General features: G+C 66.3%; 9 protein-coding genes and 1 pseudogene. 3 read left to right on the top strand and 7 right to left on the bottom strand.

The window, feature by feature from the left end:
- The first annotated feature begins 98 nt into the window (after positions 1-98).
- Complete coding sequence (locus ACGF4C_RS35350; RefSeq protein WP_393572135.1) at positions 99-539, top strand: hypothetical protein; 441 nt, start codon at positions 99-101, stop codon at positions 537-539.
- A 206-nt stretch (positions 540-745) separates the two neighbouring features.
- Here the strand turns inward: ACGF4C_RS35350 and ACGF4C_RS35345 are convergent, their stop codons facing one another.
- Together ACGF4C_RS35345 and ACGF4C_RS35340 are read right to left on the bottom strand one after the other, a co-directional pair.
- Positions 746-1174, bottom strand: a complete 429-nt coding sequence (locus tag ACGF4C_RS35345) for a VOC family protein (RefSeq protein WP_393572133.1) — start codon at positions 1172-1174, stop codon at positions 746-748.
- Between the two features lie 161 nt (positions 1175-1335).
- Entirely contained in the window at positions 1336-1782 is a 447-nt protein-coding gene (locus tag ACGF4C_RS35340; RefSeq protein WP_393572131.1) for an SRPBCC family protein, read from the bottom strand.
- A 322-nt stretch (positions 1783-2104) separates the two neighbouring features.
- Here ACGF4C_RS35340 and ACGF4C_RS35335 point away from each other — a divergent pair.
- Positions 2105-2940 (top strand): annotated as a pseudogene (locus tag ACGF4C_RS35335) (RNA methyltransferase).
- A 278-nt stretch (positions 2941-3218) separates the two neighbouring features.
- On the opposite strand, the gene ACGF4C_RS35330 reads toward ACGF4C_RS35335, so the two are convergent.
- Positions 3219-3893, bottom strand: a complete 675-nt coding sequence (locus ACGF4C_RS35330; RefSeq protein WP_393572129.1) for a 2-phosphosulfolactate phosphatase — start codon at positions 3891-3893, stop codon at positions 3219-3221.
- A gap of 259 nt (positions 3894-4152) precedes the next feature.
- On the bottom strand, positions 4153-4950 hold the full coding sequence (locus tag ACGF4C_RS35325; protein ID WP_393572127.1) for a phytanoyl-CoA dioxygenase family protein: 798 nt from the start codon (positions 4948-4950) through the stop codon (positions 4153-4155).
- A gap of 304 nt (positions 4951-5254) precedes the next feature.
- Between ACGF4C_RS35325 and ACGF4C_RS35320 the strand changes: the two genes are divergently transcribed.
- Positions 5255-5761 carry an anthrone oxygenase family protein gene (locus tag ACGF4C_RS35320; RefSeq protein ID WP_393572125.1) on the top strand — a complete coding sequence of 169 codons (507 nt, stop codon included), beginning with the start codon at positions 5255-5257 and terminating at the stop codon, positions 5759-5761.
- A 249-nt stretch (positions 5762-6010) separates the two neighbouring features.
- On the opposite strand, the gene ACGF4C_RS35315 is transcribed toward ACGF4C_RS35320, so the two are convergent.
- The 3 genes from ACGF4C_RS35315 to ACGF4C_RS35305 all read right to left on the bottom strand — a co-directional run bounded on the left by ACGF4C_RS35315 (position 6011) and on the right by ACGF4C_RS35305 (position 10067).
- Complete coding sequence (locus tag ACGF4C_RS35315; protein ID WP_393572123.1) at positions 6011-6970, bottom strand: alpha/beta hydrolase; 960 nt, start codon at positions 6968-6970, stop codon at positions 6011-6013.
- A 1384-nt stretch (positions 6971-8354) separates the two neighbouring features.
- Positions 8355-9362: a MerR family transcriptional regulator gene (locus tag ACGF4C_RS35310; protein ID WP_393572121.1), complete on the bottom strand. Its 1008-nt coding sequence runs from the start codon at positions 9360-9362 to the stop codon at positions 8355-8357.
- Positions 9363-9365: 3 nt separating this feature from the next.
- Positions 9366-10067: a HEAT repeat domain-containing protein gene (locus tag ACGF4C_RS35305; protein ID WP_393572119.1), complete on the bottom strand. Its 702-nt coding sequence runs from the start codon at positions 10065-10067 to the stop codon at positions 9366-9368.
- Positions 10068-10197: the final 130 nt, after the last annotated feature.

The raw sequence follows: 10197 nt of genomic DNA, 5'->3' as shown, positions 1-10197 counted from the left end.
CACTCGCTACGACAAGACCACCGAGTCCTACCAGGCCGCCGTCACCCTCGCCTCGCTCCTGATGTGGGCGTGACATTTGAAGACATCTCCTAGCACGGGTGGTCACGAACCGCGCGGGGATGAAAGGCGCCCCCTCCGACATCGGCAACACGACCGCCCGGCACCTCGCCGAGCGCGGCTCCACCGTCCTCGTCCACGGCCGCACCGCCGAAGAGGCGCAGGCCGACAACGACGCGATCGTGCAGATCAGAGCAGTCATCGAGTGGGCAGCGACGCGCGGCGGCAAAGCCCCTGCCGAGGCACGCCTCAGCCCCGGGCCAGGCAATGGGGTGACGGTCCCAGCTCGCATGTGGTCTGCCGGAACCGGGCATGGTCTGACGGCGCAGTCGTCTGCTGACCTGCAACGCGAGCGTATAGAGCCGCCGGTCGGGCTCACCACGCAAACACTTCAGCGGCAATCATCCGTGTCGTCTGTTCGAAGTAATCGTCGTGTCGGCCTGACCACATCTCGCCACCTCGTTTTCCCATGGAAAGGTTGAAGGCCAAAGGGCTGTCGGCTGGTTGGGACGCACACTGCGCTACCCAACGGACGACGCGCCACGGTTCGAGGTCGGGTGCGGGTAGACAACTCGGCGTGAGTCACGGGGGGGGGGAGAAGAGACCATAGGAAGAGACCGCCGTATGGGTTCCGGCAAGCTCACCTCGCACTCCCTCCACCAAGATCACCCCCACTTCCATGGGTTGCTCAGTCGAGGCAGAACTCGTTGCCCTCGATGTCCTGCATCACGATGCACGAATCGTTGCCGTCATACAGGAGTCGCACCCGTACTGCGCCGAGCGGGAGCAGTCGTGCGCATTCGGCCTCGAGCGCGGCCAGGCGCTCTTCACCCACGAGTCCGGTGCCGACCCGCACGCAAAGATGCACCCGATTCTTGACGACCTTCCCTTCGGGAACGCGCTGAAAGAACAGTCGCGGGCCCACACCTGAGGGGTCACTGCAGGCGAACCATGAACCCTGGTCCTCCGGTGACTGGGAGCGGTTGAAATCGTCCCAAGTGCTGAACCCCTTTGGCGGCGGCGGTACGACGTACCCCAACACCTCACACCAAAAGCGAGCGACGCGCTCAGGTTCTGCGCAGTCGAAGGTGACTTGGAACTGCTTGATCGACGACATCAGCGCACCATAGCAAGGGACTTTGACTCTCATCTCCCAGTTTTAATAAGCCTCTTGATGGGCGATGCGGCAGCGAGCCGTAGAAGTGTTGCCCGGATCACCCGGATCAAGCTGCCCTCAGCTACAACTCGGCTGTGGCGACGACTGGCGTGCGTGGCGTGTCAGAGCGTGGCAGCCAGGTAGGCGTTGCGCGAACGGATGAGCCTGGGCATGTACCGGTTGAGGAGGGTCACGTCGGCAAGCCGGCCGAGGGGGCCCCACGGCGAGGCGAAATCGATGACGTCGGTCATCAGGGTGCCGCCTTGACCGTGCGGCGCAAAGTGGTGAACGTGCCGCCAGTACCGAAAGGGCCCGGCTTCCTGCTCGTCAACGAAGGAGTGCGGGGGGTCCCAGGAGGTAATGCGGGCGGTCAGCCGCCAGGTCAGTCCGAAATGGCGGGCTTGGAAGGTGACCATCTCACCGAGGGCGAGCTTGCCTTGGGTAGTGCCGCCCACCGCGTGTTCTCTCGACGACGCCATCGACCGCGTGTGCGCCTCGACGTCCAGGCAAGCGTCGAAGACCTGGCGTGGGGGCGCTGCGATCACGGTAGTGATCTCGAAGTGCGACACCACTCCCTCCCCCTTCCCATTCGGCGATCTTGCCTCACTGTAAACAGTCCGCCGTCGGGCTACCGCCCGGGGGGGGAGCGGTCCGCTCTGCTCACTCTGCACGGGCACATGGTCCGGCCTCGTTGCGCGCAACGGGTGAAGAGGTTTCCCCCTCCCGGCGCCCCGGCCCCACACCCCCGACCCCGCCCCTCCCAGACACCACACGATCCGGGCCAGGACCCGCCGCCATGTCCGACACCTCCGTAAACCCTCATAGGCTGGCCCTCAACACAGCATCATTACTGGGAACACAGCATCATTACTGGCTCAGCTTGGAGAACATGTGCCGCCGGTTCAGCGCATCACCTCACGCAACGCCCGCTTTCAGCAGTGGGAGTCGCTGCTGACCAACCGCAACAAGCGAACGCGCGTGCGTGAGTTCCTGGTGCAGGGTGTTCGTCCCCTCTCGATGGCCGTCCGGTACGGCTGGCCCGTCAAGGCGCTGATATACGACGCAAGCGGACGCTGTCGCAGTGGGCGGAGGACCTGCTGCGGACTGTCGATGCCGAGCGGATCGCGATGGCGCCAGACATGCTGGCGGACCTCGGGGAGAAGAACGAGAACGCGCCGGAGCTGGTCGCCGTCATCGAGATGCCGGCCGACGACTTCGGCCGGTTCAGCGCCGGCGACAACTTCCTGGGTGTCCTGTTCGACCGGCCGACCAGCCCTGGGAACATCGGCAGCATCATCCGTTCAGCGGATGCCTTCGGGGCACACGGGCTCATCGTGTCGGGACACGCCGCCGACGTGTACGACCCCAAGTCGGTGCGAGCGAGCACCGGTTCGCTGTTCGCCGTGCCTGCGGTACGCGTCCCCTCGCCCGGCGATGTCATGACCTGGGTCGAGGCGAAGCGGGCCGAAGGACAGTCGATCGTCCTGGTCGGCACCGACGAGAAGGGGGACTGTGATGTCTTCGACTTCGACTTCACCCAGCCGGTGTTGCTGCTGATCGGCAACGAGACAACCGGGCTGAGCAGCGCCTGGCGGGGACTGTGCGACCACACGGTCAGCATTCCGATGACCGGCTCGGCGAGTTCGCTGAACGCCGCGAACGCCGCGACCGCCGTGCTGTACGAGGCTTCCCGGCAGCGGATCGCCGCGAGGAAGCGCCCGGTCTGACGCGGTACGTCAGCACCCGACGCGAGCGCCCGACCGACCGAACCGGCCCCGGAAAGGTCCGGTCGGGCCCGCTCGCCGTCCTCGTTACTAGGGTTACGCCCTGCCTGGGCACCACCGCGGTGCGTCCCGGCCTCGGTGCGTTCCAGGCCGCACCCGGCCAAATAATCCAGAGGTTGGGAATGACAGCCAGCCGTTTCCAACCTGATCGCTCGGGTCAGCGTGGGGTGGTATCGGCTCATCAAGTACCGTGCGCGGTGTACAGCGGACAGCGCAGTTGGTCAGATCTGGAACGGCCGCAGCACTGCCATCCCTGCCTCGAGTCCGACCTTCATGGCGAAGTCGAACCGGTCCACCTCCAAACACAAGCCCACATCGGCGGGGTGAGCACCGCGGCGTCGTCCGCTGCGCAGGTCGTCCGCGGCCGAGGAGCTGCGGGCACGGTGCAGATAGGGGCCTGGGTCGAGACGATCCCCGACCAGTAGCCGGTCCAGGTACTCGGCGCAGGCCAGATCCTCAGCGGCACGGCCGTCCTCGCCGGTGGCCACGAACGTCACCGAGTCGGCGCCAGCATCCGCCAGGGCCCGGGCCGTCGCGCCGGCCACCACGAAACTGGCGCACAGGGCCAATTTCGCCTCGACGACCGCCAGGGCCCCCACCGTTCCTGCAGTGGTCTTTTGAATCACTGTGCGGCCGCTCAAGTCGGCCTCCCGTATCAGGCCAGGGGAGTTGACCAGGTCGAACCCGCTGGCTGATGCCCCGTCCTTGAGCGCAAGCCAGCCCGGGTGCGACGCCTTGATAGCCAGTGCCTTTTCCTCGTCGGCAGCGAGAACGATCTTGTCTGCCCCGCGGTGGAAAGCCCAAGCGGCGGTGGTGAACGCCCGCATCACATCGATCACCACCGCCACCTGTTCGGTGCCGTCCAACCCCGGTATCCCGACTACTCGCGAGTCCATGCCGGGATGGTCGCAGCCCACTGAACCGGTTCACAAGACACGTTGACGATCTTTCGGCGACTCGGGACGTGCGGGCGGTGACCTCACGGGCACGCGCTTGAGTAGCAGGCGGGCCAGCGGGGAGACCAGTGCCTCGTCGCCTGTGTTCTGTGATCTGTGACCTGTGCTCTGCGACCTGTGCTCTGACCTAGAGCTTCAGTGAGTTGGAAAGGGCTCAGTGGGCGATCAAGTGCTACGACCGGCCAACCACGCGGTGCACTCAGTCGGACCGCCGGCCCAGTCCGAGCCGCACCGCACGCTCTAGCGGCGAGTAGGCGCCGTCGGTGCGATCGAGGTCGAGCGGAGCAGCCGCCACCAGCGGAGGCTGCGCCATGAACTTGGGCCGGGTGCCGTGGTTGGGCTGGGCAGCATGGATCAGGAACGGGTGGCAGAGATAGACGTCACCGGCCTGCCCGGTGGCGAGCGCCAGCGGGCGGTCGGGGGCGTCGAGCCTGCCCGCTGCGTCCATGGTCTTGCAGAGTTCCATGAAGTCGAGGCCGCGCTCACCCGCCGGGGCGAGGAAGCGCGGGACGTCCAGGTGCGAACCGACCTTGATCCGGGTCGGCCCGTGGTCGGCGTCGACGTCGGAGAACAGGAAGAGCATCAGCAGCGCCCGCTCGCGGGAGCGGAGGTTGAGCCAGTAGCCGCTCTCCCCCGCAGGCACGTAGCTGGCATCCATGTGCCACCCGGTGTCGCCCGGGTCGTCCGGGTGCGGGAACCGGATGGGGAACGTGCCGAGCCCGGTGCGCGGCAACCATCGCCCCCGGCCGACCAGTTGGTCGAATGCGCCGTGCAGACGCGGTGTGGTGGCGGCCCGCTGGAACGGCTCGTCCCCGTAACCAGACAGCCTGACAACTGGCCGGGTCCAGGTGGCGGGATCGTCCGGGTCGCATCCGGTCTCGCGCCACAGGAAAGCGCGGCACTCGTCGGCCAGCGACCGCGGAAAGGCGCCCTCAAGATGGACGAAGCCATCGGTGACAAAGCGCTCTACCTGGTCAGTTGTCAGAACATTCGGCATGAGGGAAGTCTCAATCGAAGTCCTCACGCCCGCAAAGGGATTTCGGCGCCCGTGCCAGGGACGGGCGCGACGGCCCGACGGCCCGACGGCGCAGCCCAGAGGCACCACGTTTCCGCAGCCACCGCTGATTCAGAAGCGATGGTTCAGAAGCAATGGTTCTGGATGCCAGAAGTGAAGGATCTTGGACTTCTGTCGGAGGCCCGGCCACCCTTGAAGCGAGCCCCGACTCCCGGGTCTTCGCCTATCAGCGCCGACCCCACGGGCAGCTCATCCGCCCCAAGCCCATGCACCGGAGCCAACCAACATGCGCCTCAGACATCTCGGACTCGTCCATGGAATCGCCCTGCTGTGCACCGGCCTCCTCGCCGGCGCGTTCGGGTACGGCGCGGCCAATCTCGTTCCCACCTTCAACGCTGTACCGCTGGAGATGCGGCTGTCATTCCACGCCGAACTGATGAAGATGAACGGCATCACCATGCAGGCGGCGATGGGCGCATCGATCCTGAGTTGCCTGACGCTCGCCGTCCTGACAGCGGGCCGCGCCAGACTGCTCGCGGGTGCGGCAGGCCTACTGGCCCTCGCGTCCTTCCTGATAACCCGGTTCGGCAACGTGCCCATCAACGGACGGATCAAGCAGTGGGCGGTCACCGCGGCCCCGGCCGATCACGCGGAGATCCTGCGGCGTTGGGAACTGTTCAACGACATACGCACGCTCACCGCCATCGCAGCCCTTGTTCTCCTCATCGTGCTCGCCGTCAGCGGACGGCGAGCGGCCGCCCACCCCGTGCGTGCTCGGGCGGACCGGCCCTAGTTACCGGAGACCGGCCCTAGTTACGGCACCGTCGAGGTCTGGTCGAAGGCGCGGTGATACGTCTGATGGATGAGCGACTGCCCTCCCAGACGCCTACTCAGCGCTACGGAGACCTGGCCGCCTTGTCCAGTGCCTGGTGAGTGACGCACGGTCTGCGGGAAGGGCTCGCCGGGTGCCGGAGTCTGGTACTCAGTGGAGCACCCTGCAGAGGGGCCATCCGCTGCTCCGGGGAAGGTTGTGGCCCGTGAATCAGAGAGTGCCGAGTGCCTTCCGCAGGACGTGAATGGCCTGTTCGATGGCGGCGGTTGATGCCTTGGTGGAGCGGACGGGATTGAGCATCATGAAATCGTGGAGGATGCCGTTGTAGCGCACACTGGTGGTCGGCACGCCTGCCTGAGTGAGCTTGGCGGCGTAGGCCTCGCCCTCGTCGCGCAGTACATCGTTCTCGTCGACGATCACAAAGGCTGGCGGCAGCCCTGCGAGGTCCTCAAGGGTGGCGCGTAGCGGCGATGCCGTGATCTCGGCTCGTTTCGCCGGGGAGGTCGGCGGAATGTACGCGTCCCAGAACCAGGCCATCGACCGGGCGGTGAGGAACGGTCCGTCGGCGAACTCCCGGTAGCTGTCGGTGTCCTGACCCGCATCGGTCACCGGGTAGTACAGCGATTGATGCACAAAGTGCACGTCCCCGCGCTGCTTGGCCATGAGCGTGACCGCCGCGCTCATGTTGCCGCCGACCGAGTCGCCCGCGACGGCCATCCGCCTGGCGTCGAGGCCCTCGCTCGTTGCGTTCTTGGTGATCCACTGCGCGGTCGCATAGGCCTGTTCGATGGCGACGGGGTACGGCGCCTCCGGCGAGCGGTCGTACTCGACGAACGCAACGGCCGCCCGGGCGCCGTCGGCCAGCTCACGGATGAGCCTGTCATGCGTGCCGGCGTTGCCGAGGATCCATCCACCACCGTGGATGTAAAGGATCACCGGCAGGGGCCCGCTGGTGCCCACCGGCTTGACGAGCCGGACCCGCACGTCTCCCACCTGGGCCGGAACCGTGATCCACCGGTCCTCACCGACTTCGACCTTGTCGATGGGAGCGGCCTGGATGTCATCGAGTACCTTGCGGGCGCCCTCCGGACCGAGCTCGTAGAGGAAGGGCGGCGTGGCGCTCGCATCCGCGAGTTCCCGCGCCTCCGGTTCGAGGACGTGCTCCACCACGACCCGGCTCCTTTCGCTGAGGGACGGCGGCACGACGCCTGGGCACCTGCACATCCAGTCGCCGGTCGATGTACATCCAGTCGCCACAGCGACGCTAAAGGCAGGCGCACCGGCCCGCGAGTCCTGGTGAGTGACCGAAGGGGTCTGCCCAGGTGCAGCGGCCATGCGGTACGGGCCAGGTGCGCCATGACGTTCCAACATGGCGTGACCTCAGGACTGGCCCGGGCGGTGTCGCTCGATCGGCCGACACCCAGGCGGCAGCAGCCGGCTACCGGTCGCAGACGGCAGAACGAACGCGCCGCCCACAGTGTGGTCAGCAACCTCCGTGCCGTCCCGCCCCTTCTTCAACCATGCACAGATCACGAACAGCATCACCGAACTCACGCTCAACAGCCCGGTGTTCGCCTCGTGGCACATTGCGCGCCGGTCGAACGAGACTTGGCCTTCAGCTGCGCACGTGGTGGATTCGGCTGCACCCGCATCATCCACCTTCTTGGAGGATGACGGATGACGTCCTTCTTGTGGATGAAGGATGACGTCCGAATTCGTTTGAGTCCTTAGGATTGACGGAATCCATAGAGCTACAACTGACCACTTTCAGTGCACGCAATACGCGAATTTACGCAACCTTTCAGGCTTCCTCCGTTTGAGTTGGCCAGGTCTCGCGGCGTAGCGTGGGAAACGGTTCAACTGAACAGGGGTCGGACCATCTTTCGGGCTCAAAGGAGGAACACGATGAGCATCCGAAGCATACTTCCCCTCAACGGCGGCTGGGGTCACGACCACGGTGGACGCGGCTACGGACGCGGCTACGGACGTGGACGCGGTTACGGACGCGGACGCGGCTACGGACGCGGACGCGGGTTCGACGGCGGACGCGGCTTTGGTGGCGGACGCGGGTTCGGTTTCGGTCGCGGAGGCCGTTACTAGCGACTCTTGAGTTCTAGCGACCCCACGAGCCAACTGCGAGGCTGGTCCCCGTTCTCGGGGACCAGCTTCATGAATTGCGGGGCCAGGCCCGTATTCCCCGACGACGTCGGAACGCCCGGTCTCGCTCGCCACTGTCGGTGCCCCCATAGCGAAAGCGGCTACGGGAGGGCCCGCTCCGGGAAACGCATCGCCGCCTGGTATTGCAATGCCGGGAATCGAGGAGAATACTCAATAGACCTAGCGGGAAGCCGCCGGAAGCGCGCTGCGTGTGGAGAGATATCCTCACGCAGCGCTTGTAATTTGCAGGCAATCGCGCAGGGCTGGCCAAGGTCTCATTACGGCGCGTGGTGCCTGATTCACCAGGAGCACGCGGAACGGCTGCTCGGAACGACAACCGTCCCCACGCACACCACGTACCGCAACCCGCAGCCCACAGCCCACACCCGGGAGCGCTTCACTCTCGTGCGTTCCGTAGCTTGAGAATGTATGTCGCCGTGAGCGCAACGGCACGGTCTTCGTCATGTGACAGGTCTGCGAGCGCACGTGACGCCGGGGTCCCCGGGATGTCCGCGAGCGCCTGTGTCAGCCGTCGACGTGCAGGCGATCCGATGGTGTCCTGGGCGAGGCAGTCGACGAGCCCCGTAGCGATCTGATCCGCCAACGCGGGATCACTCGCCAGCGTGCTCAGCGCATCGGCTGCGTCGACGTCGTTCCTCTCCTCGACGATCATGTCGAGGAGAGTCGGGACCGCGTCGGCCACTCCACGTGCCCCGAGCGCCAGCGCCGCGTACCTGCGGACCACAGTGTCTGGATTCGTGAGGGCGTCCTGCAGCAGTGCGGTCGCCGCACCGTTCGGAAGCTCGGCGATGGACTGGACGGCACGTTTCCGTACCTCGGCCGCGGGTGAGCCGAGGCCCTCCGCCAGCAGTGCCAGCCCGTCCTCGCCCGACTGCACCAGAGCCCACCGAAGGGCTCCGGCGACGTTCGGGTCAGACTCGTTCAGCACGGCCTCGACCAATGCCTCCACCGGTACGGAAAGTTCCTCGACCGCAGACAGAGCCGCGCGCTGCCGTTCCGTCGCGCTCTTTGACCCCAACGCCTGGAGGAGTGCGACGATTTGGAGGACGTCCTCCCAGCCGGCGGGTTCCGCGGCATCGATCCGACGAAGTCGCGTGAGCAGCTCCGTCTCCGCTGCGATGCGGTCTCGTGTCTGGCGGATGAGGTCGTCGACGAGCTCGGCAGGAGCGAAGTCGGGATCATCGAGGGCGCGCCTGACGTCGCGCAGCGACAACCCTAATGACCGCAGGCTCTCGATGTGGAAGATTCGCCGGATGTCCTCGTTGGAATACTCGCGATAGCCGGAGCCGGTGCGACCCGTTGGCCGGACCAGGCCGAGCGATTCGTAATGCCTGAGCATCCGGGCGCTGACCCCGGACCGTCGCGCGACCTCACCGATCAACACTGCCTACCGCCCTCCTTGGCCCGCCCCGCCGAGGGCCACGATGCGCTTCGCCTCCTCGGTCGCGAACTCGAATCCGGCCTCCGGGTCGCGCCACAACCGTTCCGTGGCGATTGCATGCGCGCGCACGCGGGGGTCGAGATCCCTCGTCGCGGCGCCCAGCGCCGGCAGCATCACCTCCCCGAGCGCGATCAGCGCCCGGCTGAGGCTCAGCTGCGTCTCGCGTTCGCCACGCCCGAGCTGCGTCGCCAACACTACGGCCAACTCGCCCTCCTCACCTTCGGGTACGAGTACGACCGCTGCCCGCCAGGCACTCCGGGCCACCTCGTCGTCGGTGTCGGACAGCAGCGCCGGTGTGATGGCCGGCCACGCTTGCCGATCCCCGATCTTGGACAGCGTGTGCAACGCCTGGCTCCGTGCCTGGGCGCGCTCCGAGCGAACTTCGTCAAGAAGCACCGGGATCGTCATCGATGCAGCGTGGCGGGTGAGTGCCCACGTCAGTATCTCGCGCACGTAGAACTCGGGCTCGATCGCGCACCGCTCGATGAGCTTATCGATGAATCCCGGGTCCGGCGTCGTGCCGACCGCCAGCGCTGCCTGCAGCCGGACCGACGAGCTGTTGTTCTCCAGGCCCTGGAGAACACGCATCGTCGGCGCCGCCCCGCAGTCCTCTTCCGGCACGTTGATGTCCTCTCTCGGCATGGGCATTTCGACCGCCTCCTTGGCTGCAGTGAAGGGCTTGTCACTGTGTCAAGGTCAAGCGGAGCCAAGCGGGAGATGGCCAGGCGTCCTCCCAGCCGCCAAGTCCGGTGCTCGCCACGGACCACCTCGCGAGATA

The sequence above is a fragment of the Streptomyces sp. NPDC048197 genome, assembly GCF_043202395.1.
In the GTDB taxonomy this organism is placed as follows: domain Bacteria; phylum Actinomycetota; class Actinomycetes; order Streptomycetales; family Streptomycetaceae; genus Streptomyces; species Streptomyces siderophoricus.
This window is presented reverse-complemented; position numbering and strand designations above follow the sequence as displayed.